The organism is Micromonospora sp. DT47, from assembly GCF_049844475.1.
Taxonomy (GTDB): Bacteria; Actinomycetota; Actinomycetes; order Mycobacteriales; family Micromonosporaceae; genus Micromonospora.
Genome location: NZ_JBNCLC010000002.1, coordinates 168,046 through 191,279 on the forward strand (window position 1 = coordinate 168,046; position 23,234 = coordinate 191,279).

The following is a 23,234-nucleotide window of genomic DNA, read 5'->3' on the forward strand; positions in this document are numbered from 1 at the left end:
TTCGCCGCACCGCCCTCACCGCCGGTTCTTCGGGTCGATCGCCTCGCGCATCGCCTCACCGAGCAGGGTGAAGCCGAGCGCGACGACGATGATGGCGAGCGCCGGGTAGTAGGCCAGCTCGGGGCGGACCTCGAAGTAACGCTGGCCGTCCACGCCGAGCATCAGACCCCACTCGGCGCGGTTGATGTCCGGGTCGCCGAGGCCGAGGAAGGAGAGCGCCGCCGCGTCCAGGATCGCCACCGCGAAGGTCAGCGTCGCCTGCACGATCACCGCGGTCAGCGAGTTGGGCAGCATGTGCCGGAGCACGATGTTGCGCTCCTTCACGCCGAGCGCCCGCGCGGCGAGCACATGGTCGCTCTCCCGCTGGGCGAGCATCGAGCCGCGCAGCAGCCGGGCGAAGATCGGCACGTTCACGATGGCCACCGCGAAGATGACCGTCCACTGGGTGGACCTGCTGGCCATGGCGACCAGGGTGATCGCCAGCAGCAGGCTCGGCAGGGCCAGCATCACGTCGGTGAGTCGCATCAGGACGACGTCGACCCAGCCGCCGAAGGCGCCCGCGATCGCCCCGAACAGCACGCCGAGGGCGAGACCGATCAGGGTGGCGAGCACGCCGACGAAGAGGGTCTGCCGGCTGCCGTGGATCATGCGGGACAGGAAGTCGCGGCCCAGCGGGTCCGACCCGAGCGGGTGCTCCGCGCTGGCGCCCGCGATGCTGTCCACGGTCAGGCTCTTGGTCAGCTCGTCGAAGCGCTGTACCGGATCGTGCGGGGCGATCAGCGGGGCGAAGACCGCCACCAGGATGAACAGCCCGACGATGACAGCGCCGACGATGGCCACCGGGTTACGCCGGAGCCGGCGCAGCGCGTCGTGGACGAGGCTGACTCCGCCCTTGTCGGCGGTGGCCTGGGCCAGCTCCTCCAGCCGGGCCTTCTTCCGGTCGCCCAACAGGCCGATGCTGCGTTCGCTCATGCCGTCGCGCCGTTCGTCGTCGCCGCTCCGGGGAGCGGCCACACCGGGCCGGGTGGTGGGATCACTCATCGGACACGCACCCTCGGGTCGATGAAGGCGTAGGAGAGGTCGACCAGGAGGTTGACCATCACGAAGATCAGCGCGGCCAGCAGGATGATCGCCTGGAGCACCGGGTAGTCCCGGCCGCCGCTGATCGAGTCGACGATCAGCGTGCCGATGCCGCCCCAGTTGTAGACCTTCTCGGTGAGCACCGCGCCGGAGAGCAGCGCGCCGGTCTGCAGGCCGATGGTGGTGACCACCGGCAGCAGGGCGTTGCGCAGGATGTGCCGGCCCCGGATGGTGCGATGCCGCAGGCCCTTGGCCTCGGCCGTACGCACGTAGTCCTCGTTGAGCACGTCGAGCACGCTGGCCCGGGTGATCCGGACGATCACCGCCAGCGGGATGGTGGCCAGCGTGATCGCCGGCAGGATCAGGTGCCAGAGCGCGTCGGCGCTGGCGTCGAACTCCCGGGTCAGCAGGCCGTCCAGGACGAAGAAGCCGGTGACCTCGGTGTTGTCCAGCCCGGTGGTGAGCCGCCCGGAGGGCGGGAACCAGTGGATGTTCTGGGTGAAGACGTCCTTGAGCAGGTAGCCCAGGAAGAAGATCGGGATCGAGATGCCGAGCAGGGTGCCGGCGATCGTCAGGTTGTCGAGGGAGCGACCGCGCCAGCGGGCGGCGAGGTAGCCGAGCGGCACGCCCAGCCCGACCGCGATGATCATCGCGGCGAGGGCCAGCTCGATGGTGGCCGGGAAGGCGCGGCCGATCACCTCGGTGACCGGGTCACCGGACCGGATCGAGTTGCCGAAGTCCCCGGAGAGGACTCGCTGCATGAACTTCCCGTACTGCACCAGGATCGGCTGGTCGTAGCCGAGCGCCTTGATCAGCAGGGCGCGGCGCTCGGGGGTGGCCCGCTCACCGAGCAGCGCTTCCACCGGGCCGCCGGGGAGATTCCGCAGCCAGATGAAGATCAGCGCCGACAGCGCTATCAGCGTCACCACCAGCTGCAGCAGGCGGCGGACTATGACTCGCAACATCTCTCACACACCAGACTCTCGATGTTCGCGGAATCGGTCCGGGCCGGGGCTGAGCCCCGACCCGGACCGATTCGCGCCTACGGCGTCAGCCGACGTACGTCACTTGGTGACGCTGACCGTGTTGAACCGCTCGTCGGTCAGCGGGCTGGCGACCACGCCCTTGACGTCCTTCGTGACGACGATGGCCGGCGGGGCGTGCCAGACCGGCACGGCCGGCAGCCACTTGGCGGCGATGTCCCGGTTGACCTGCTCCCAGGCCGCCTTCTTGCCCGCCTCGTCGACGGTGCCGTCGGCCTTGGCGATGGCGTCGAACATCTCGGTCATGGCCTGGTCGCCGAACTCGACCTTGCCGCGGCCGAAGAACGTGCCGACGAAGTTGCCCGGGTCGTTGTAGTCGCCGGTCCAGCCCAGGATGTGCAGGTCCTGCTTGCCGAACTGCTGCACGTCGTCCTTGAAGCCACCGTTCCACGGACGCGGCACACCGTTGACCTTGATGCCCACAGCCTGCAGGTCGTTGGCGAGGACGGTGAAGATCTCCTGCGGGTTCGGCATGTACGGCCGGGAGACGTCCGGCGGGTAGTAGAAGTTCAGCGTCAGGTTCGTGGCGCCGGCCTCAGCGAGCAGCTGCTTGGCCTTCTCCGGGTTGTACTCGTACTTCTGCACGTCCGGGGCGTAGCCGAGCACGGTGTCCGGCATGAACTCGTCGGCGACCTTCGACCCACCCGGGGCCTTGGTCTGCACCAGCTGCTGACGGTTGAGGGCGTAGGCGATCGCCTGGCGCACCCGCAGGTCCTTCAGCTTCGGGTTCTTCTGGTTGATGCCCAGGTAGAGGATGTTGAACGCCGGGCGGTCGAGGACCTGGAAGCCCTCACCGGCGAGCGCCTTGCGGTCGGCCGGGGCCGGGAAGTCGATGCCCTGGACGGTGCCCGCCCGCAGCTCCTGCTTGCGGGTGTTCTCGTCCTTGATCACCTTGATGATCAGCTTGTCGACCTTGGCCTTCTCACCGAAGTAGTCCGGGTTCCGGTTCAAGGTGATCTCGTTCTTGGCCTTGTCCCAGCCACCGAACGAGAACGGACCGGTGCCGACCGGGGCGGAGGTGGCGAACGAGCTGTACTCGAACGAGTCGCCGTTCTGCTTGACCGTGTCGGCATCGCCCTTCTTGAGGGCCTCCGGGCTGGCGATCGAGAGCGCGGTCAGCGCGAAGGCGCCGGGGAACGCGCCCTTGTACTGGTTGAGGGTGAGGACGGCGGTGCCGTCGTCCTTGGCCTCGCACTTGTTGTAGACCGGCTTGCCGGCGTCGGGGTTCTCGTTCTTCGCGAAGCCGCCGAAGACGTCCATGTAGTAGATCATCTGCGACTGGGCGGCGGCGCCCTTCATGTTGTACCAGCGGTCGAAGTTGAAGCAGACCGCGGCGGCGTTGAAGGGGGTGCCGTCATTGAACTTCACGCCCTGGCGCAGCTTGAAGGTCCAGACCTTGCCCTCGGTGTCGTGCTCCCAGCTCTCCGCCAGGCCGCCCTGCAGCTCCGCCGTACCCGGCTTGTGCTGGATGAGGGTGTCGTACATCTGCCGGATCGGCCGGAACGACTCACCGTCGTCGTTGAAGATCGGGTCGAAGTTCTTCGGGTCGCCGGCACCGGCAAAGATGAAGGTGCCGCCAGTCTTGGCCTCGCCACTGTCATTGCCGCGGTCGCTATCCGCGCAGCCGGCCGCGCCGACCGCCAGGGCTGCAACGGCCGCGAGGCTCACAGCCGTCCTTAGCCTTCTCGCCTTCATCTCTCACCTCTGTCATCCGCGTGACCAACGCCGCGTCCATGGCTTGGTCCGTGAGCGGGAGGCTATGACAGGACACCCAGAAGCGGAACGGCCGTTAGGCAATCGCTATCAAGCCGACACCAAGCCGTCGGGTCTGACAGCCCTCGGCCTCCCGACAAACAGGCCTGTCACATCCCGGGATACGTGCCGACTTGTCCGGAAGGGCGATGATCCGCCCCGGGCAAATGACCGCAATCCGCCCGACCTGACCCGGCTTCCGGCACGCCTGTGGCGTCCGGCTCGCCGACGGTCCGGGGTAGGGGCCCACGGAGGTCGTGCCGGGCCCGCGATCGGCGCCATCGGGTACGCGACGCCGGACCGGGCGGGGCGGCCTCGGCCGCGCCGCTGGGGACTCGGTGCGCGTCGGGACGAGCCGGGGGCGAGCGGGTCGGGGGGCGGGCCGGGGGACGGGCCGGGGAGCGAGCGGGCCGGGGGCGGGCGGGCCGCGCCGGGCGCGGCCCGGAGGCTTCGGGGAGGAGGCGGTCGCGTCGGGACGGGCCCGACAGCGGGGCTTCGGGTGCGTCTGTTGCTGCTCCGGCGGCAAGACACGCACCCGAACCTCCCCGGCGGGGCCCATGCCCGTGGTGGTCGGTCCGGGCCGGCGGGCGTGTCGCGTCCCGGATGTCCGGTTCCGGCGGTGCGGACGACCGCCCGGATGACCCGGATCGCCGCCTGTGGGCTGCGCGTCCCGTGACCGGCGGCACCGTCAGCCCGGAATCCTGGCGGGGCCGGGGTCGTTACACCCTCTGTACGACCGCAGTAGTAAGCCCCCGCCGGTCTGGCCGGGCGGGTCGCGGGCCCCGGAATGATGGTGGGCCGGCGGTCGTTACACATGGTCCCGGCGCCGCGAGTCCCCCGCTCGTGAAGCCTGCCGGACAGCAGACTTTCTCCCTGTGATTCTTTGAGCGCCCCCTCGTGGTGCTTGCCCACGCGCCGACCCCCTCGGCCGTGTGCCAACCCCCGGATGGAGCATCCTCATGACCACCACCATGCTGCGTAAGAGCATCCTCGGTATCGCTGGTCTGGCCTTCGCCGGTGGCCTCGCCGCCGGCCCCCTGAACCACGCCGACACCACCGCCGCCGTCGACGCCAAGCCGATCGCCGTGGCCGTGCAGGCCGACAAGCCCGGCGTGGACAAGGGCAAGCTCATCCCGCACGGTGTGCAGGGCGAGCAGTCCCGCATCGACCTCAACGACGAGCAGGCCAGGAATGTGAAGGCGATCATCGCCGCGACGAAGAAGTCGGGCCTGGACGAGCGGGCCGCGGTGATCTCGATCGCCACGGCGCTGCAGGAGTCGAAGCTGGAGAACCTGGGTCACCTGGGTGACCGCAACGACCACGACTCGCAGGGCCTGTTCCAGCAGCGCCCGTCCTCGGGTTGGGGCACGGTCGAGCAGATCACCGACCCCGAGTACTCGACCATGGCCTTCCAGAAGGGTCTCAAGCAGGTCGACGGCTGGAAGGACATGCCGCTGACCGAGGCCGCCCAGACCGTGCAGGTCTCGGCCTACCCCGACGCCTACGCCCAGTGGGAGAAGCAGGCCGCCGACCTCGTCGCCAAGCACTGGAACAACTGACACCACTGAGACACACGCATGCTGGCCGGCACCCCACAACGGGGTGCCGGCCAGCGGCGTCTCCACCAACAATCGTGAAGAGTTGTTGTCGCTCCGCCGATCCCACGGCACGTGACCGGGCCGACCGCCGACCAGTCAATGACACCTGGGGACGACAGACGAAAGGCTCGTTACCGGAAGTCCGGTAACGAGCCTTACCTGCTCATACAGCTGGTGGGCGATACTGGGTTTGAACCAGTGACCTCTTCCGTGTCAAGGAAGCGCGCTCCCACTGCGCCAATCGCCCGTGGTCGAGAGCGGACGACGGGATTCGAACCCGCGACCCTCACCTTGGCAAGGTGATGCGCTACCAGCTGCGCTACGTCCGCGTGCCGCCCGGTTTCCCCGACGACGGGTAGAACCCTACCCGATGGCAAGATCGCCACCGCCGCCACCCCACCAGGGCCCTCGCCAGGTGTGATTGCGCTGCTCACCGATGGGGTACTGACCTCCCTCGACAGCACACCACATCCCTTGAAGGAGGCTGTCGTGGGTATCGGAATGAGCATCTTCCTGCTGGCGGTCGGCGCGATCCTCACCTTCGCGCTGGACGCGAGCGTCGGCGGCGTCAATCTCGACGTGGTCGGTTGGATCCTGATGGCAGCCGGCGTGCTCGGCCTCATCATGTTCACGGTCGTCTGGGGCGGCCGCCGCCGCCAGGTGGTCACCACGACCGAGCCGGTCGAGTACCGGCGGGTCGAGGAGCGCCGGGACGTCGCCCCGCCGCTCTGAGCAGGCGCCACCTGCGGCCGACGGAGCTGGACGGTCGCGGCCAGGTTCACCCGGACGTGCTGGTCACCGCGGATGCGGCGGCCGGCACGTCCGTGTTCCGGCTCCGGTCACCGTCGTCCGCCCGGGCGACGCTGGTCCGCCGGTTCGGGGAGCCTCCGGACGGAGGACCACCACGGGAAACGGCACCACGACAGAAAGGCTCGTCACCGGATCCGGTGACGAGCCTCAACCTGCTCGAACTGCTGGTGGGCGATACTGGGTTTGAACCAGTGACCTCTTCCGTGTCAAGGAAGCGCGCTCCCACTGCGCCAATCGCCCTCGCCTTGTTACCGAGGTGGGGACGGGATTTGAACCCGCGTACACGGCTTTGCAGGCCGTTGCCTCGCCTCTCGGCCACCCCACCGAGGTTGCCCCCGTCATGCGTGGCGGCATCTCCGAGCGGACGACGGGATTCGAACCCGCGACCCTCACCTTGGCAAGGTGATGCGCTACCAGCTGCGCTACGTCCGCATGTCTCCGGCGTTCCCGGTGACGGAGGTGAACTTTAGCCGAGTCGCCGGAGGGTTGCCAAATCGGGGTGCCTCCCGGCGCGCCGGAGCAGCAGCTCGCGCGGTCCGACGCGGCCGCACTCCCCTAAAGCTTCCTAGGAGACTGGGTGGGGTCGCCGGGACGGCGGGGGCCGGGACGGTGGGTCGCCGGGACGGTGCGGCGGCCAGCCGGGACGGAGAGAGCGGCCATCCCGCGTTGGGAAGCCACTCTTTCCGTGAAAGTGTGCGGACCTTGGGGGCGAGGTGGTGTGGAGCGCCGGAAGAATCGGCGGCATGGACCTGCTGGAGACCTACCGACGCAGCCTGGCCGAGTTCACCGACCGGGTGGACCAGGTGACCCCCGGGCAGTGGGCCGATTCGACCCCCTGCCCCGACTGGGACGTGCGCACGCTGGTCAACCACGTGGTGACCGAGGATCGGTGGACCGTGCCGCTGCTCGCCGGGCGGACCATCGACGAGGTCGGCGACCGGTTCGACGGCGACCAGCTCGGCGACGACCCGGTCGACACCGCGCGGCAGGCCGCCGCCCAGGCCGAGGTCGCCGCCACCCACCCCGGTGCGCTCGACCGGACGGTCCAGCTCTCCGCCGGCGAGACCCCGGCGCGGGAGTACCTGCACCAGCTCGTCGCCGAGCATCTCGTACACGGATGGGACCTGGCGGTGGCGATCGGCGCCGACCCCCGGTTGGACCCGGACGTGGTCGCCGCCTGCGCCCGGTGGTTCACCGGGCGGGTCGCCGACTACCGCGCGGGCGATCTGGTCCGCCCCGGGGTCGACCTGCCGGCCGACACCGACGCGCAGGACCGGCTGATCGCCGCCTTCGGCCGCGACCCGGACTGGACGCCACCGGCCTGACCGCAAGCGGCGCCACCGGCGGACGTGGAGGCGCCGGCCGGACGCCCGAGGGGGGTGCGTCCGGCCGGCGCGGCGGGTGGGATCAGCGGGCCTACCGCTCGGGGGAGGCCGCGGGGCGACGGCGCTGGCGCTCCCGCAGCCGGCGCAGGGCCGGCGGATGGACGTTGGCCAGCTCCAGGTCGCCGCCGTAGTGGGCGAGCACCCGGTGGTCCATCACCCGTCGCCAGAGCGGCGGCACCAGCGCGGCGACCACCATGGTGGCTTGACGATCTCTCGGCCCTAAAGGGCGGAGATTCCCTCCACGCTGCGCGTGGAGCACGCGGCGTTCGGGCGGATTCCTGCCTCTCGGCGCGGCGCCGGCACGGATGCCGGTCTTACCTGCGCTCCACAGGCGTTTACGCTCTCCCAGCGTCCCTGGGCGAGCACGTTCATGGCCGCGTTGACGTCCCTCGTGGGCGGCCCGTGTCCTCGCGCCGGATGCGCCAGGAGTTCCCCGACCTCGTGCGCCACTACTACCGGGCCAACAAGTTGTGGTCAGCCTCCTACTTCGCCGGGTCCGTCGGCGGCGCACCATTGACCGCCCTGCGCCAGCACATCGAGCAGCAGAATCGGCCGGGTTAGAGCACGCTCGGGCCCAGCCGGCCCTCCCGCACGGGCCTTCACCCCCGCCCTGAACGGCGAAGCCCTGGCCCACATCCCGGTAGCCGTCGGCCTGCAACCGCGGCACCGCCTCGTCGGGCGGGTTGCGCCGGTCATCGTCGATCAGCAGGTCGATCACCGGGATGAGCCCGAAGACCACCGCCGGGGTGAGCCACCAGGCCCACGTGCCGCCGGTGCCCCGCCAGCCCAGCCAGCCCAGGAAGGGCAGCACCGGGACGAGCAGGGCCAGCGGCCAGAGCGGCTTGCGGGTGTCGCGCCAGGCGACGGGCGGAACCGTCGTGCTGATGGCCATCGTCGACCTCCGATCTCGCGGCCTGTCGTCGACTGTGGCACCGGTCGCGCGCTTTACAAGGGGGCATTTTTGTAAAGCGACGAGCGCCGTCCGCGTGGTTCCGGCGGCACCCGCCGTCACCGGTGACCTTGCCCTCCCCCGGCTCGCCTGGTATCCACAGATGCGCATGCGTGACAGCGCCTGCTCCGGGCCGGCGTCGCGCCGGCCCCCGCTCCCACGAGGAGGTTCCGTGCCCAGAACGGAGTGGACCCCAGAAACGAGCCGGCGCCGACGCCGGCTCGTTCCCGTACTGGCGACCGCCGCCGTGGTCGCCGCCCTGCTGGCCACCGGCACCACCGCCGCGGCCGCACCGGGCGACGCACCGGCCGCGGCCCCGGGCCGCTCCGGCTCGTTCGCCGACGACAGCCACCAGGCCGTCGACGTCGACAACCGCGGCGGTACGGCGGCACCCGACGCCCGCCAGCGCGGCCTCGCCCGGCGCGTCGACCCCGACGTCCGGTGGAACCGGCTCGGCACCCCGCACGCGCTCGGCCCGGCCCGGACGCCGCTGGCCACCGGGCTGCCGGCCGAGCCGGAAGCGGCCACCCGGCGCTACCTCGCCGACAACCGGGACCTGTTCGGCCTCGGCGCCGAGGCGATCGCCGCGATGGACCGGGTGCTGGTCCGGCCGATCGGCGCCGGTGCGGTGGTCACCCTGCGGCAGCGCTTCGGTGACCTGCCCGCCGGGCACGACGGCCTGGTCACCGTGGCGGTCGCCGACGGCACGGTGCTCTCGGTCAGCTCCTCGCTGACCCGGGACGCCTCGGCCCCCGCCCCGGCCACGCTGACCGGGGAGCAGGCGTACGCCGCCGCGCTCGCCGACGCCGACCTGGGCGCCGACGGGGTGGCCAGCCACAGCGTCCGGCCGGTCGCCGTGCCCACCCCGGTCGACGGCAACCGGGCCGCGTACGAGGTGACCCTGATCGGCAGGGCCACCGACCACCCGGCCGCGTTCACCACGTACGTCGACGGGATCACCGGGAAGGTGCTGGTCCGCGAGGACCTGGTCGACTTCGACTCGGACAACCCGAGCTGGGCGGTCTACCCGGCCACCCCGCCGCAGGACCTCGCCGCCGGGCAGGACCCCCGGGTGCGCTGGTGCGGCGACCCCGCGCCGGACTGCGCGGCGGCGTTCCACGACCCGGCCAGCGGCCGGCACTGGGACGTCGACCTGGCCACCGGCGCGCCGACCGGCAGCTCGCGCGGCAACTCCGCCAACACGGTGGTCTCCTGGGGCGCGGGCAGCCCGCTGCTCCCGGCCACCGCCAGCCCGGAGCGCCGCTACGAGTACCCGTTCACCGACCAGTGGCACCAGGCGCGCTGCAACCCGGCGGTCTTCACCTCCGCGCAGCGCAACGACGCCGACGCCGCCATCGCGAACCTCTTCGCCATGCACAACCGGATGCACGACTGGGCCTGGCACCTCGGCTTCACCGAGGCCACCTGGAACCTGCAGGCGGTCAACGTCGGCAGCGCCGGCCTCGGCGGCGACGCCGAGCAGGGGCGGGCCCAGCAGGGCGCGCTGAGCGGCAACCGGAACAACGCCAACCAGGGCACGCCACGCGACGGCCTGCCGCCGACCACCAACATGTACCTGTGGCAGCCGCAGGCCGGCGGGCCGTACCCGCCGTGCGTCGACGGCGACTACGACATGACGGTGATCGGGCACGAGTACACCCACGCGATCACCAACCGGATGATCGCCGGGCCGGACAGCGGCATCGGCGGCCTGCAGGGCGGCGCGATGGGTGAGTCGTGGAGCGACCTGCTCGCCGCGGAGTACCTGTACGAGCACGGCCTGCGCGCCCCCGGCGAGACGCCCTTCGTCACCGGCGGCTACGTCACCGGCAACCTGGTCAGCGGCATCCGCAACCACGACTTCAGCCGCAGCCCGCTCAACTACTCCGACGTCGGCTACAACACCGCCGGCCCCGCCGTGCACGCCGACGGCGAGATCTGGAGCGCGACCAACTTCCGGATCCGCTCCGCCCTGCTGAAGAAGTACGGCCTGGGCACCCCGCAGCGGCAGGCGGAGTGCGCGCAGGGGAAGGTCACCGCGGACAGCTGCCCAGGCAACCGCCGCTGGGTGCAGCTGGTCTTCGACTCGTTCCTGCTCCAGGCGGCCAGCCAGGTCAGCATGCTCGACATGCGGGACAACATGCTCACCGCCGACCTGCTCCGCTTCGGCGGGGCCAACCAGGAGCTGATCTGGGCCGAGTTCGCCCGCTCCGGGATGGGCCGGGACGCCGCCACCAACGGCGCCACCGACACCGACCCGACGCCGAGCTTCGCCAGCCCGGCCGGGGGCAACGCCACCGTCACCCTGCGCGCCAAGGGCGACAGCGCCGACGCCCCGATCCGGGTGTACGTCGGCGACTACGAGGCCCGGGCCACCCCGATCGCCGACACCGACCCGGCCACCCCGCTGCCGGACACCTTCGAGGCGGTCGCCGGGACGTACCAGCTGCTCGCGGTCGCACCCGGCTTCGGCCACCAGCGGCTCAGCGTGGTCGCCCGGGCCGGCCAGGAGGCGTACGCCGACCTGCGGCTGAGCCGCAACCTGGCGTCCACCGCCGCCGGCGCCGTCATCACCGGCGACGGGGTCAACCTGGACCGGATCGGCGACGACACCGAGGCCACCAACTGGGCGTCGCTGACCGGGGTGGCCGGCACGGGGGTCACCGTGGCGCTGCCCGGGGACGCCCCGCAGGTGGTCAAGCGGGTCAACGTCAGCGCCATGCTCCGCCCGGCGATCGTCGGGGACGCCGACGCCGGCGGGCAGAACGCGTTGAGCGCGCTGCGCTCGTTCGCCGTGCTGACCTGCAACGCCACCACCACCGACTGCGCCGACCCGAACCGCTGGGAGCGGATCTTCACCAGCGCCGACGACGCGTTCCCGGGCGGGAAGTACCGGGCGTACACCCGGGACATCAACCTGCGCTCGTTCCTGGTGCCCACCACGCTCGCCACGCACGTGCGCCTTGAGGTGCTGGCCAGCCAGTGCACCGGCGGCCCCGCGTACGCCGGTGAGCAGGACGACGACCCGGCCACCACGACCGACTGCGCGACCGCCAGCCCGGCGCGCGACCAGGTCCGGGTCGCCGAGTTCCAGGTGTTCTCGAAGTGAATCCCGCCGGGGGTCGGGCGCTGACTCGCCCGACCCCCGGCGGCCCCCGATCAGCGGCGGGCCGGCGACCAGCGCCCGGGTGGGCGCTGGAACCGCCGGCCGCCGCCGTCCTCCCCGGCCTCGCGGGCTGGGCGAGTCAGCTGGCGCAGCCGCAGCAGCAGCCCGACGCCGAGGAAGAGCAGCAGCCCGCCGAGCAGGAAGGCCGCCGGTACCAGCCCGAAACCCCCGGTCCGGGACGCCGACCGGTTGGCCGGCGCGGGGGGCGGCGCCTCGGCGACCGCCTCCTCGGTCGGGGTGACCTCCTCGGTCGGCTCGACCGCCACCGCCGATTCGGTCGGCTCGGGCGCCTCGTCGGTGGGGGCGACGCCGACCACCTCCCTGGTCGCCGTCTGCCGGGCGAGCAGGCGCAGGCCCGCGTCGTACGCCTCGGCGGCGAGGGTGAGCTGCCCCTGGGTGACGTCCTCGGCGAAGGCCACCCGGTAGCGGGCGGTGACCGTGCGGTCCGGGCAGAGCGTGCCCGGGTCCAGCTGCCGGTCGGTCAGCCGGGCCACGTCACCCTCGGTCCGGATCTCCAGCGGGAAGGAGCCGGAGTCCTCCACCCGGTCCATCTTCACCTGGTCCAGCCGCAGGCCACCCTGCACGCTGAGCACCATCGACCAGCGCACCTTGACGCAGCCGCCGCCGTCCCGGCGGACCACCGCGGAGACCGTCCGCACCTGGTCGCCGGCGCTGAACTCGTCCGGCAGGCCGCTCAGCTCGGTGGCGAAGCCGGGCGCCGCCGACGCCGGCGGGGGCGCCGCCAGCCCTGTCGCCGACAGGCAGGCCAGCACCACCCCGACCCGCAGCGCGTTCCGCCACACCGTCATCACCGCCTCGTCCTCCCGTCGGTCCACACCACCCGCCACGCTATGAGCGGGCAGGGGAAGCCGGTAGACGGGCGTGTTCGCACCGATCGTCAAGGACGGGGCGGGTTTTCACCCGCAGTGGTGAACCGGTCACCGCGGCCCCGCGACACGCCGGGGAAGCGGGCCGGGGGACAATTCCGGGGTGTCCGACCTTTCCGCGGCCTTCGTCCGGCTGCACGCCCGGCTCGCGCCGGTGCCCTTCGTCCCCGAGGTGCGGCTGCACCAGGCCGACGAGCCGATCGGCCTCTGGGAGCTGACCGAGGGCGAGTTCCGCAGCGCCCAGCCGCCGCCGTTCTGGGCCTTCGCCTGGGCCGGCGGGCAGGCGCTGGCCCGCTACGTCACCGACCATCCTGAGCTGGTCGCCGGCCGCCGGGTGCTCGACCTGGCCGCCGGCTCCGGCCTGGTCGCCATCGCCGCCGCGCGGGCCGGCGCCGCCGCCGTCCGGGCCGTCGAGGTGGACGCGCGGGCGGTCGCGGCGGTCGCGCTCAACGCCGAGGCCAACGGGGTACGCGTCGACGCCGAACTCGGCGACATCCTCGACGGCGACGCCGGGGACGCCGAGGTGGTGCTCGCCGGGGACGTCTTCTACAGCGAAGCGATGGCGAAGCGGATGCTGCGCTTCCTGCTCCGGGCGGTCCGGTCCGGCGCCCGGGTGCTGGTCGGCGACCCCGGCCGGGCGTTCCTGCCCCGCGACCGCTTCCGCGAGCTGGCCGGGTACGACGTGCCGGTGCCGGAGGCGCTGGAGAGCGTACGGGTGAAGCGCACCACCGTCTGGGAGCTGAACGCCGCCCCGCCGGGGGCGGCCCGCTAGCCTGTCGGCGTGCTGTTCCGGGGCTGGGGGGCGTCCGTCGACGAGCGGTGGCCGGACGTGGCCACCGTCACCGACCACGTCGGGGTCGAGCACCTGGTGGTCACCCGGCACGCGCTGGTCCGGCAGGTCCTCGCCGACCCGGTCACCTGGCGGCCGGACAACGCCCTGGACGCGGTGACCCCGATCCCGGTGGCCGCCCTGCGGATCCTCGCCGGACACCGGTTCCGGCTGCCGCCGACGCTGGCCAACAACTCCGGGGCGAGCCACCCGGAGATCCGGGGAATCGTCGCCGAGGCACTGCACCCGGCCCGGGTCGACGCCCAGCGGCCCTGGCTGACCGACCTGGTCGGGCAGCGGGTGGCCCGGCTCGCCACCGCCCTGGCCGCCGGGGAGCCGGTCGACCTGTACGCCGAACTCGCCGCCGACCTGCCGCTGCTGGTGCTGGCCCGGCTGGTCGAGCTGCCGGACGCCCCGGTCGGCGCGGTCAAGGAGTTCGCCCGGGCCGCGTTGGAGCTGTTCTGGGCGCCGCTGGACGCCGACCGGCAGCGGGCCCTCGCCGCGGCGGTGGGCCGGTTCCACACCGTGCTGCGCGACTTCGCCGCCACCGGGGGCGGGCTGGCCGCCGCCCTGCGGGCCGCCGGGCACTCCCCCGACGTGGTGGTCGGCGCCCTGTTCTTCCTGCTGGTCGCCGGCCAGGAGACCACCTCGCAGTTCCTCACCCTGCTGCTGCACCGGCTGGCCGGCGAGCCGGCGGTCCGGGCCGGGCTGCGGGACGGCACGGTGGGGGTCGCCGACGTGGTGGAGGAGGGGCTGCGGCTGGAACCGCCGATCGTGACCTGGCGGCGGGTGGCCGCCGTGGACGCCACGCTGGGCGGGACGGCGGTGCGGGCGGGGACCAGCGTGGTGCTCTGGCTGGCCCGCGCCGGACGCGACCCGGAGGTGGTCGCCGCGCCCGCCGAGTTCCGGCCCGGGCAGCGCGGGTCCCGCCGGCACCTGGCCTTCGGCGCCGGGGCGCACCGCTGCGTCGGGGCGCAGCTGGCCCGGATGGAGGCGGCGGTGGTGGTGGCGCAGGCGGCGCCGCTGCTGGACGGGGTGACGGTGGTCCGCCCGCCGTGGTGTCCGGACAACCTCACCTTCCGGATGCCGGACGCGTTCGTGGTCCGCTCGCCGCGCCGCCCGGCCAGATAGCTAAACGCCAGCAGGGCGAAGACGAAGTTGCCGTCCACGACCGAGCCGAGCAGCACCAGCACCACCGCGCCGACCGGGGACCGCCGGCCCACCGCGACCGCCGCCGCCAGCAGCAGCAGGGCGCCGGCCAGCAACGGTACGACGTACCGCTCGTACGGCGGGGTGAGCCGGGCGTACGCCACCGGGGCGGCGAGCGCGGCCCAGAGCAGCACGTCGCCGGCCAGCCGTCCCACCCGTTCCGTACGCCGCACGTCGGCCAGGCTACCGGCGCCCGGCCGGCCCGGGCACCGACGAAGGTCAGGTGCTCAGCTGATGTCCTCGGCCCAGGCGCGCCAGTCGTCGAGCACGCCGTACAGGGCGGGGGTGAGCCAGCCCGGGGCGGAGCGCCGGAACACGCCCGGGTCCATCGACCCGGCGCCCATCGGCAGCGCGCCGAGCAGGTTCGGCACCAGGTCGGTCAGGTTGGTCCAGTGCACCAGCTCCGGCTCGGCCGGCCAGGCGCCGACCACCACCCCGGCGGGGATGGCCCGGCGCTCCAGCGCCTCCAGGGTCAGCGCGGTGTGGTTGAGGGTGCCGAGCCCGGCGCGGGCCACCACCACGGCCGGGGCGCCGAGGGAGACCGCGAGGTCGGCGACGGTCCACGGCTCGCCGGAGGGGCGCAGCCCCATCGGCACGAGCAGCCCGCCGGCCCCCTCGATCAGCACCAGATCGTGCTTGTCGGCCTCCTCGCGGATCGCGTCGACCGCGGTGTAGAGCTCCAGCGGCTCCAGCTCGGCGACCCGGGCCGCGGCGAGCGGGGCGAGCGGATCCGGGTAGCTGGCAAGGGTCCGCCCGGTCAGCGGGGCGGCCAGCCGGGTGACCGAGTCGATGTCGCCGGGCTCGCCGGTGGCCGTACCCGTCTGGCCCGGTTTGATCACCGCGACCCGCATGCCGGCGGCCTGCGCGGCCGCCGCGACCGCGGCGGTGACCACCGTCTTGCCCACCTCGGTGTCGGTGCCGGTGACCAGCACCGCTCCCCTCCACGGCGTGGTCATGGCGCGCACTCCACGATGACCTCCAGGGCGCGTTCGAAGTCCGCCCGCGGCACCCCGGCGGAGATGGTGAGCCGCAGCCGGGACCGGTTGTCCGGGGTGGACGGCGGGCGGAAGCAGCCGACCGCGACGCCGCGGTCACGGCAGTCGGCGGCCCAGGCGGTGGCGGCCTCCGGGCCGGGGGCGGTCACCGACACCACGGCCGCGTCGGGGGCGGAGACGGTCAGGCCGGCGGCGGTGAGCCGGCGGACCGCCGACGCGGCCCGGTCGGCCAGTTCGGCCCGCAGGTCATCGCCGGCCCGGGCCAGCTCGACGGCGGCCCGCACCCCGGCGGCGACCGCCGGCGGCGGCGCGGTGTCGAAGATGAACGTCCGGCCGGTCTCGACCAGGTGCCGGACGAACTCGGTCGGGCCGGCGACCACGCCGCCCGCCCCGCCGAGCGCCTTGGAGAGGGTGGCGGTGACCACCACGTCCGGCTCGCCGGCCAGCCCGGCGGCGGCGACCCCGCCGGCGCCGGCCGGGCCGGTGACGCCGAGCGCGTGCGCGTCGTCGACCAGCAGCAGCGCGCCGTGCCGGCGGGCGACGGCGTGCAGCGCGGCCAGCGGGGCGAGGTCGCCGTCGACGGAGAAGACCGACTCGGTGACCACGACGGCCGGGCGGCCGGGGGCGGCGGCGAGCGCCGCGGCCACCGCGTCGACGTCGGCGTGCGGGGTGACCACGGTCTCCGCGCCGGAGATGCGGCAGCCGTCGATCAGCGAGGCGTGGTTGTGGGCGTCGGAGACGAGCAGCGTACGCGGCTGCACCAGACCCCGGACGGCGGCGAGGTTGGCCAGGTAGCCGGAGGAGAAGACCAGCGTCCGGTCGACGCCGAGCCAGTCGGCCAGGGCGTCCTCCAGCGCGTGGTGGGCGTCGGTGGAGCCGCGCACCAGCCGCGACCCGGTGGCGCCCAGCCCGTACGCCGACAGCGCCCGCGCCGCGGCGGCGGTGACCTCGGGGTGGACTGCCAGGCCGAGGTAGTCGTTGCCGGCCAGGTCGACCACGGCGTCGCCGGCGGACCGGGGCCGCAGCGTACGGGTGAGGCCGGCCTTGGCCCGCAGCTCGGCGCGGCGGTCGAGCGCCGCCAGCCAGTCCGCCACCGTCACTCCCCCTCGTCCGCCGGCCGGTCGTCGCGACCGCGTCCGCCGGGCGAAATTACCACCCGCCCGCTCGCGCCGCACCGGCGTGGCGCGGCCCGCCCCGCCGGGCCGGCCACCCGCCCGACCCCGGCGTCACCGGTGCCGGCCCCTGCCGGCCGGCAGCGTCGGGAAGCGGTCGTTTCTCGCCGCGCGGGGCCTTGTAGGGTACGAGCCATGCCAGAGATCCTCGACCAGGCCCGGACCCAGGTGCTGGAGAACGGCGTCGGCCTCGACGAGGCCGGTGTCCTCGCCGTGCTGAACCTGCCCGACGAAGACGTCCCCGCCGCCCTGCAGCTCGCCCACGAGGTGCGGATGCGCTGGTGCGGCCCGGAGGTCGAAGTCGAGGGCATCGTGTCGCTGAAGACCGGCGGCTGCCCGGAGGACTGCCACTTCTGCTCGCAGTCCGGCCTGTTCACCTCGCCGGTCCGGTCGGTCTGGCTGGACATCCCCTCGCTGGTCGAGGCGGCGAAGCAGACCGCGGCGACCGGGGCGACGGAGTTCTGCATCGTGGCCGCCGTGCGCGGCCCGGACGCCCGGCTGATGAAGCAGATGCGCGAGGGCGTCGCCGCCATCAAGGCGGAGGTCGACATCCAGGTCGCCGCGTCGCTGGGCATGCTCAGCCAGGAGCAGGTCGACGAGCTGGTCGACATGGGCGTGCACCGCTACAACCACAACCTGGAGACCTGCCGCTCGTACTTCCCGAACGTGGTCACCACGCACTCCTGGGAGGAGCGCTGGGAGACCTTGAAGATGGTCCGCGAGTCGGGCATGGAGGTCTGCTGCGGCGGCATCCTCGGCCTGGGCGAGACGGTGGAGCAGCGGGCCGAGTTCGCCGCCCAGCTCGCCGAGCTGAACCCGCACGAGGTGCCGCTGAACTTCCTCAACCCGCGCCCCGGCACCCCGCTCGGTGACCGCCCGGTGGTGGAGGGCAAGGACGCGCTGCGGGCCATCGCCGCGTTCCGCCTGGCCATGCCGCGCACCATTCTCCGGTACGCCGGCGGCCGGGAGATCACCCTCGGCGACCTGGGCACCCGGGACGGTCTGCTCGGCGGCATCAACGCGGTGATCGTCGGCAACTACCTGACCACCCTGGGCCGGCCGGCGACCGACGACCTGAAGCTGCTCGACGACCTGAAGATGCCGGTCAAGGCGCTCTCCGCCACCCTCTGAGGCCGACGGTGACCGAGCTGGTGGAGCCCATGACCTGGTGCGACCGCTGCGGCGAGTCCGCCGCGGCGGGTCCGCACCCGGGGTGCGCGACGGCGCGGGCGTTGGAGCCGCCGCGGTACTGCGCGCGGTGCCGCCGCCGGATGAAGGTGCAGGTGCTGCCGGTCGGCTGGTCGGCGGTCTGCGTCGAACACGGCGAGCTCCGGGGCTGAGGCCGGTGCTGCGGGGGCGGACGGTGACGCTGCGGCCGGCGGCGGAAGCCGACGTGCCCGCCCTCGCGGCGATCCGGGCCACCCCGGAGGTCCGGCGCTGGTGGCGCGGCGGCGAGGACCTGACCGGCGAGGTCCGCGCCGACCTGGCCGACGACGACCTGACCGTGTACGCCATCGAGCACGACGGCCGGGTGGTCGGCGCGGTCCATTGCTACGCCGAGCCCGACCCGGACTACCGGCACGCCGCCCTGGACATCTTCCTCGACCCGGCGGTACGCGGCACGGGACTGGGCAGGGACGCGATCCGCACCCTGGCCCGGCATCTCATCGACGACCACGGCCACCACCGGCTCACCATCGACCCGGCGGCGGCGAACACCGCCGCGATCCGGGCGTACGCCAAGGTCGGCTTCCGGCCGGTCGGCATCATGCGCCGCTACGAGCGCGCCGAGGACGGCACCTGGCACGACGCCCTCCTGATGGACCTCCTCGCCGACGACCTCCCCGACTGACCGCAGCGCCGGCCGTCCCGACCGCGTTACGTCGACACGCCGCGAATCGTCGACCGATCCGCCGTTTTTCCGCGCCACGCCGGCACGCCGTCCCAGCTCAGGGCCGTTCGTCCGATGTCGTACCGTGATGTCGTCCATGGATCATGTGCCCGTCCCGTTACCCAATCCGGAGGATTCCTCATGCCACAGCGTCGGTACGTGGCGCGCGCGGCCCTCATCGCAACCGCCGCCACGGCCTGTCTCGCCTTCGCCGCCCCGGCGTGGGCGGGCGCCGCCCTTACGCCGGCGGCACCGCACAACCCCGCAGGCGACAACGGCACGGTCAAGATCGACGGGAAGTCCTTCGAGGACAAGGTCGACAACCAGCCGCACGTCACCTGCGACTTCGAGCTGGAGTTCTTCAACTTCGACACCTACCAGGCCGCGGACATCACGCTCACCGCGCAGCCGCCGTCGGGCAACGGCAAGGTCGTCTGGTACCTCAAGAACAAGGTCATCAGCACCGACGACGCCGGCGGCGCGGAGAACGACCACGACGAGGTCATCCGGCTCTCCTCCGCCGACCTCGACCTGGCCGGCCTCGAGGCGCACCCGAAGCAGGGCTACCACCTCAAGCTCGACGTCGACCTGACCGACGGTCGATCCTCCGACGCCAAGCACAAGGTCTTCTGGCTCCAGCCGTGCCTGACCACCGGGTCCCCGTCGCCGTCGCCGACCCCCTCGGAGTCGTCGTCGACCAGCCCGGGCACGCCGACCAGCCCCGGTGCGCCCGGCGGCAGCGGTGGCGGTGGCGGTGGACTGCCGATCACCGGCGTCGCGGCGACCAGCACCGCGCTCACCGGCCTCGTCCTGATCGGCGGAGGCGTCGCGCTGATGGCGCTGCGTCGTCGCCGCGACAAGATCACCTTCACCAGCTGACCTCGAGCGCCGCCCGAACCGGCCGTCGGACACTCGTCCGGCGGCCGGTTCGCCGTCCGCCGCCGATCCGGTGCGTGACCGGCCGCCGGCACGGCCGGCCGGGCGATCGCGCTCCGGATGGTTGATCCGTCCGCGTGATTGATCCGTACTGACGGGTAACCCGATCGACGCCGCCCGGGCATCCGTCACATCATCGAGCTGCGTCGATACTGTGGTTGCGTACCCCCAGCTCGGGGTCGTGCCGGACAGGCGGTGAGCCGCCCGACGGCCGGTGCCGCGACGGGCTCGCGTCCTGGCATACGAACGTACTGTTGCCGCCGCGCTCACCGGCGCGGGACAGTACGCCACACCAGCGGTGCCATCGACGCCGCCGCTCCGCCGGCCGACCCTGAGGAGAACCCGATGGCTCTACGACTCGCCGACGGCACCGCCTGGGCCGACACCCTCGCCCGCGCGGTGGCCGCCACGCCGGAGGCCTTCGGGCCGGAGACCGACGGCGTCACCACGCTGCACAACCTGCTCTCCGCGCAGTGGCAAGCGGTCGGGACGCCCAGCCCGGTGCGCACCCCGATCGACAACACGCTCCTGGTCAACCTGCCCCGGCTGGACGCCGACACCGCGCGCGCCGCGGTCGCCCACGCCGCCGCCGCCCACCGCGACTGGGCCGCGACCCCGCTCGCCGAGCGCAGGGCGCGGGTCACCGACGCCCTGGACGCGCTCACCGCGCACCGCGACCTGCTCGCCATGCTGCTGGTCTGGGAGATCGGCAAGCCGTGGCGGCTCGCCTGCGCCGACGTGGACCGCGCCCTGGACGGCGTCCGCTGGTACGCCGGCGAGATCGACCGGATGCTCGCCGACGGCCGCGAGCCGCTGCCCGGACCGGTCAGCAACATCGCCTCCTGGAACTACCCGATGAGCGTGCTGGTGCACGCCGAACTGGTCCAGCTGCTCGCCGGCAACGCGGTCATCGCCAAGACCCCGTCGCAGGGCGGCGCGGTCTGCCTGACCGTGGCGCACGCGCTGATGCGCCGCGCCGGGCTGCCCGCCACGCTGCTCTCCGGCAGCGGCGAGGAACTGTCCGAGGTGCTGGTCCGGTCGCCCGAGATCGGCGCGGTGGCCTTCGTCGGCGGTCGCTCCAACGGCGGCAAGGTGGCCGCCGCGCTGCTCGACACCGACAAGCGGCACTTCATCGAGCAGGAGGGCCTCAACGCCTGGGGCATCTGGAACTTCTCCCAGTGGGACCTGCTGGCCGCACACCTGAAGAAGGGCTTCGAGTACGGCAAGCAGCGCTGCACCGCGTACCCCCGGTTCGTCGTGCAGCGCGACCTGGTCGACGAGTTCCTCGACGTGTACCTGCCGGTGGTGCGCTCGGTCCGGTTCGGACACCCGCTCGCCGTGGGCGACGACTGGTCCGCCGGTGACCCGCTGCCCGAGCTGGACTTCGGCCCGCTGATCAGCGCGGCGAAGGCCGAGGAGCTGCGTCGCAAGGTCGACGAGGCGGTACGCGGCGGCGCGGTGCCGCTGCACCGCGGCAAGCTCGACGGCGCACCCTTCCTCGACGGCCAGGACACCTCGGCGTACGTCGCGCCGGCGGTGCTGCTCGCCCCGCCCGGCCGGTCCCGGCTGATGCACGCCGAGCCGTTCGGGCCGGTGGACACCATCGTCGTGGTGGACACCACCGACGAGCTGCTGGCCGCGATGAACGCCTCCAACGGCGCACTCGTCGCGTCGCTGGCCTGCGACGACGAGGAGTTGGCCGGAAAGCTCGCGGTGGACCTGCAGGCGTTCAAGGTGGGCATCAACAAGCCGCGCTCCCGGGGCGACCGGGAGGAGCCGTTCGGCGGCCGGGGCGCCTCCTGGAAGGGCGCCTTCGTCGGCGGCGACCTGCTGGTGCAGGCCGTCACCGAGGGCAGCGACGACCGACTCTATGGCAACTTCCCGGAGTACAGCAGCTACCCGGCCACCTGAGCGCCGACCCGCCCGTTTGTTGGCCTCGACCGATGTCGATGGGCAGGGCCCCCGAATCGGGGGCCCTGCCGTTTCACCGTCCTCCGCACCGGAGGTCGGCCGTCCTCACCGCCCCCGGTCGGCCGGGGCGGGCGCGTCGACCCGGCCGGTCGCCGCGGCGGCCAGCGGCACGGTCACGGTGAGCACCGCACCGTCCCGCTCCACCGGCGTCGGCCGGCCCAGCCGGGCCACCGTCCGCAGCAGCGGGGCGTTCTCCGCCTGGGTGTGCAGCACCAGCGCCGCGTACCCGGCCCGGTCGGCGTGTCCGAGCAGCCGGCGCAGCAGGGCGCTGCCGAGGCCACGGCGCTGCCAGTCGTCCCGGACCAGCAGCGCCACCTCGGCCTCGTCCCCCTCGGCGAGCAGGTTCGCCATGGCGACGACCGACTCCGCCGCCCCGCCGGAGCCGGCCGTCGCCAGCAGGGTGAGCCCCCGGGCCGGCTCCAGCAGCCGCCGCATCCGGGTCGGTGACGGCAGCGCCGCCCCACCCAGGTAACGCCGCTGTCGGCTCCGCGTCGAGCAGCCCTCGTGCAGCGCGACCACGCCCGGCAGGTCGTCGCCCGTGGCCGGGCGGACGGCCAGTTCCGCCCCGTCGGGCAGGACCAACGTCACCCGGTCCGCGTCCCGCCGGACGGTGGTGGCGGCCAGCTCGACCAGTGCCTGCGCCCGGGCGTACTCGGCCGGGGTGAAGCTGGGCGCCTGCCGGCTCAACGCGAACGAGCCGCCGGTCGGGTCGGCCAGCAGCATCGTCGTCGCGCCGATCCCGCCATGCGGGCCGGCCGGCGATGGCCGCCAGGTCACCTCGTCCGCGCCGAGCAGGGCGCGGAGCACCTCCCCGGTCGCATCCGGGTCCCGGACCAGCCGGGTGGCCAGCCCCAGCACCCGGGTCGGCTGATCGGCCAGGCCGCGCGCCTCGCTGCGCGCCACCCAGCAGTCCCGCCCCCGGCCGCGCTCCACCGCGGCGACCAGGTCCGCCTCGTCGAGCGCGTCCGGCGCGTCGACGAGGAAGTCGTCGACCGCGCCCGCCTCAGTGGTGTGCACCTGCACGGTGAGGATGTTGACTCCCCGCAACGCGAGACTCGCCGTCAGCACCGACAGGTATCCCGGTCGGTCGTCCACGGTGGCTCGGATCCGCCACAGCGCCATGTCCGCTCCCTTCCCCCGCTACGACCCTGCCGGGTAGCTGTTGCCGTGCCGTTGCCCGGTGGTGACGGCTCGGGAACCGTTGCCCCGGCTCAGGTGACGGTGGTCACCGGCGGCGCGCCGACCAGGTCGAGCCGGTCGCCGAGGATCACCGCGCTGGCCCGGACCAGCTGGGCCAGCCGGTCCACCTCGGTGGAGTGGAACGCGGCCGCGGTGAGCGGCTCGGTGTGGTCCCGGGCCACGACCAGCACCAGCCCGGCCCGGCCGAACGGCGCGACCGCGTAGTGCGAGCCGTCCGCACCGGTCAGCGCCCGGGCCCGCAGCGGGGTCACCTCGGGCAGCGGCGACCCCCCCCGGGCCCGGGGCGCGCCCCGGGGCCGCGGGGGGCCCGGGGGCCGCCCCCGCCGCCGCGGGGGGGGGGCGCGGGGGCGCCCCCGCCGCG

General features: G+C 73.4%; 21 protein-coding genes and 5 tRNA genes. 12 read left to right on the plus strand and 14 right to left on the minus strand.

The window, feature by feature from the left end:
- Positions 1-15: 15 nt before the first annotated feature.
- The 3 genes from ACLQ2U_RS03385 to ACLQ2U_RS03395 all read right to left on the minus strand — a co-directional run bounded on the left by ACLQ2U_RS03385 (position 16) and on the right by ACLQ2U_RS03395 (position 3,818).
- Positions 16-972, minus strand: coding sequence for an ABC transporter permease (locus tag ACLQ2U_RS03385; protein WP_425749328.1), 957 nt, complete (start codon positions 970-972; stop codon positions 16-18).
- Between the two features lie 65 nt (positions 973-1,037).
- Positions 1,038-2,045: an ABC transporter permease gene (locus ACLQ2U_RS03390; protein ID WP_425749036.1), complete on the minus strand. Its 1,008-nt coding sequence runs from the start codon at positions 2,043-2,045 to the stop codon at positions 1,038-1,040.
- 99 nt (positions 2,046-2,144) lie between these two features.
- Positions 2,145-3,818, minus strand: a complete 1,674-nt coding sequence (locus ACLQ2U_RS03395; RefSeq protein ID WP_425749037.1) for an ABC transporter substrate-binding protein — start codon at positions 3,816-3,818, stop codon at positions 2,145-2,147.
- Between the two features lie 1,016 nt (positions 3,819-4,834).
- Between ACLQ2U_RS03395 and ACLQ2U_RS03400 the strand changes: the two genes are divergently transcribed.
- On the plus strand, positions 4,835-5,434 hold the full coding sequence (locus ACLQ2U_RS03400; RefSeq protein WP_425749038.1) for a hypothetical protein: 600 nt from the start codon (positions 4,835-4,837) through the stop codon (positions 5,432-5,434).
- Between the two features lie 211 nt (positions 5,435-5,645).
- On the opposite strand, the gene ACLQ2U_RS03405 is transcribed toward ACLQ2U_RS03400, so the two are convergent.
- Together ACLQ2U_RS03405 and ACLQ2U_RS03410 are read right to left on the minus strand one after the other, a co-directional pair.
- Positions 5,646-5,720 (minus strand) — tRNA-Val (locus tag ACLQ2U_RS03405).
- Between the two features lie 9 nt (positions 5,721-5,729).
- Positions 5,730-5,802 (minus strand) — tRNA-Gly (locus tag ACLQ2U_RS03410).
- A gap of 160 nt (positions 5,803-5,962) precedes the next feature.
- On the opposite strand from ACLQ2U_RS03410, the gene ACLQ2U_RS03415 reads away from it, so the two are divergent.
- Positions 5,963-6,205, plus strand: coding sequence for a DUF6458 family protein (locus ACLQ2U_RS03415; protein WP_425749039.1), 243 nt, complete (start codon positions 5,963-5,965; stop codon positions 6,203-6,205).
- 243 nt (positions 6,206-6,448) lie between these two features.
- Here ACLQ2U_RS03415 and ACLQ2U_RS03420 read toward each other — a convergent pair.
- The 3 genes from ACLQ2U_RS03420 to ACLQ2U_RS03430 all read right to left on the minus strand — a co-directional run bounded on the left by ACLQ2U_RS03420 (position 6,449) and on the right by ACLQ2U_RS03430 (position 6,715).
- Positions 6,449-6,523: transfer RNA gene (locus ACLQ2U_RS03420), tRNA-Val, on the minus strand.
- A 14-nt stretch (positions 6,524-6,537) separates the two neighbouring features.
- Positions 6,538-6,608: transfer RNA gene (locus ACLQ2U_RS03425), tRNA-Cys, on the minus strand.
- 34 nt (positions 6,609-6,642) lie between these two features.
- Positions 6,643-6,715: transfer RNA gene (locus ACLQ2U_RS03430), tRNA-Gly, on the minus strand.
- Between the two features lie 311 nt (positions 6,716-7,026).
- Between ACLQ2U_RS03430 and ACLQ2U_RS03435 the strand changes: the two genes are divergently transcribed.
- The gene (locus ACLQ2U_RS03435; RefSeq protein WP_425749040.1) at positions 7,027-7,608 is read left to right on the plus strand and encodes a TIGR03086 family metal-binding protein; all 582 of its coding nucleotides are present in this window, start codon (positions 7,027-7,029) and stop codon (positions 7,606-7,608) included.
- A 91-nt stretch (positions 7,609-7,699) separates the two neighbouring features.
- On the opposite strand, the gene ACLQ2U_RS03440 is transcribed toward ACLQ2U_RS03435, so the two are convergent.
- Complete coding sequence (locus tag ACLQ2U_RS03440) at positions 7,700-7,864, minus strand: hypothetical protein (RefSeq protein ID WP_425749041.1); 165 nt, start codon at positions 7,862-7,864, stop codon at positions 7,700-7,702.
- A 206-nt stretch (positions 7,865-8,070) separates the two neighbouring features.
- Here ACLQ2U_RS03440 and ACLQ2U_RS03445 point away from each other — a divergent pair, with 206 nt between their 5' ends.
- Together ACLQ2U_RS03445 and ACLQ2U_RS03450 are read left to right on the plus strand one after the other, a co-directional pair.
- Positions 8,071-8,229 (plus strand): transposase, encoded by a 159-nt coding sequence (locus tag ACLQ2U_RS03445; protein ID WP_425749042.1) that lies wholly within the window; start codon positions 8,071-8,073, stop codon positions 8,227-8,229.
- 560 nt (positions 8,230-8,789) lie between these two features.
- Positions 8,790-11,726, plus strand: coding sequence for a M36 family metallopeptidase (locus ACLQ2U_RS03450; protein ID WP_425749043.1), 2,937 nt, complete (start codon positions 8,790-8,792; stop codon positions 11,724-11,726).
- Positions 11,727-11,776: 50 nt separating this feature from the next.
- On the opposite strand, the gene ACLQ2U_RS03455 is transcribed toward ACLQ2U_RS03450, so the two are convergent.
- Positions 11,777-12,619, minus strand: coding sequence for a hypothetical protein (locus ACLQ2U_RS03455; RefSeq protein ID WP_425749044.1), 843 nt, complete (start codon positions 12,617-12,619; stop codon positions 11,777-11,779).
- Between the two features lie 154 nt (positions 12,620-12,773).
- Between ACLQ2U_RS03455 and ACLQ2U_RS03460 the strand changes: the two genes are divergently transcribed.
- Positions 12,774-13,442 (plus strand): class I SAM-dependent methyltransferase, encoded by a 669-nt coding sequence (locus ACLQ2U_RS03460; protein ID WP_425749045.1) that lies wholly within the window; start codon positions 12,774-12,776, stop codon positions 13,440-13,442.
- A gap of 9 nt (positions 13,443-13,451) precedes the next feature.
- Entirely contained in the window at positions 13,452-14,630 is a 1,179-nt protein-coding gene (locus tag ACLQ2U_RS03465) for a cytochrome P450 (RefSeq protein WP_425749046.1), read from the plus strand.
- 305 nt (positions 14,631-14,935) lie between these two features.
- Here the strand turns inward: ACLQ2U_RS03465 and bioD are convergent, their stop codons facing one another.
- On the minus strand, positions 14,936-15,673 hold the full coding sequence (gene bioD / locus ACLQ2U_RS03470; protein WP_425749047.1) for a dethiobiotin synthase: 738 nt from the start codon (positions 15,671-15,673) through the stop codon (positions 14,936-14,938).
- The gene (locus tag ACLQ2U_RS03475) at positions 15,661-16,797 is read right to left on the minus strand and encodes an 8-amino-7-oxononanoate synthase (protein ID WP_425749048.1); all 1,137 of its coding nucleotides are present in this window, start codon (positions 16,795-16,797) and stop codon (positions 15,661-15,663) included. The genes bioD and ACLQ2U_RS03475 overlap by 13 nt, the downstream gene beginning before the upstream one ends.
- Positions 16,798-17,010: 213 nt before the next feature.
- On the opposite strand from ACLQ2U_RS03475, the gene bioB reads away from it, so the two are divergent.
- The 5 genes from bioB (at position 17,011) to ACLQ2U_RS03500 (ending at position 21,613) form a co-directional block, all read left to right on the plus strand.
- Positions 17,011-18,006: a biotin synthase BioB gene (gene bioB, locus ACLQ2U_RS03480; protein WP_425749049.1), complete on the plus strand. Its 996-nt coding sequence runs from the start codon at positions 17,011-17,013 to the stop codon at positions 18,004-18,006.
- 29 nt (positions 18,007-18,035) lie between these two features.
- A complete protein-coding gene (locus tag ACLQ2U_RS03485; RefSeq protein WP_425749329.1) occupies positions 18,036-18,215 on the plus strand; it encodes a hypothetical protein in 180 nt (59 codons plus the stop codon).
- Between the two features lie 5 nt (positions 18,216-18,220).
- Positions 18,221-18,727, plus strand: a complete 507-nt coding sequence (locus ACLQ2U_RS03490) for a GNAT family N-acetyltransferase (protein WP_425749050.1) — start codon at positions 18,221-18,223, stop codon at positions 18,725-18,727.
- A gap of 180 nt (positions 18,728-18,907) precedes the next feature.
- Complete coding sequence (locus ACLQ2U_RS03495; protein WP_425749051.1) at positions 18,908-19,645, plus strand: hypothetical protein; 738 nt, start codon at positions 18,908-18,910, stop codon at positions 19,643-19,645.
- Between the two features lie 402 nt (positions 19,646-20,047).
- The gene (locus ACLQ2U_RS03500; RefSeq protein ID WP_425749052.1) at positions 20,048-21,613 is read left to right on the plus strand and encodes an aldehyde dehydrogenase family protein; all 1,566 of its coding nucleotides are present in this window, start codon (positions 20,048-20,050) and stop codon (positions 21,611-21,613) included.
- A gap of 105 nt (positions 21,614-21,718) precedes the next feature.
- Here ACLQ2U_RS03500 and ACLQ2U_RS03505 read toward each other — a convergent pair whose 3' ends face one another.
- Together ACLQ2U_RS03505 and ACLQ2U_RS03510 are read right to left on the minus strand one after the other, a co-directional pair.
- On the minus strand, positions 21,719-22,795 hold the full coding sequence (locus tag ACLQ2U_RS03505) for a GNAT family N-acetyltransferase (protein WP_425749053.1): 1,077 nt from the start codon (positions 22,793-22,795) through the stop codon (positions 21,719-21,721).
- Positions 22,796-22,884: 89 nt separating this feature from the next.
- The gene (locus ACLQ2U_RS03510; protein WP_425749054.1) at positions 22,885-23,124 is read right to left on the minus strand and encodes a hypothetical protein; all 240 of its coding nucleotides are present in this window, start codon (positions 23,122-23,124) and stop codon (positions 22,885-22,887) included.
- Positions 23,125-23,234 lie beyond the last annotated feature (110 nt).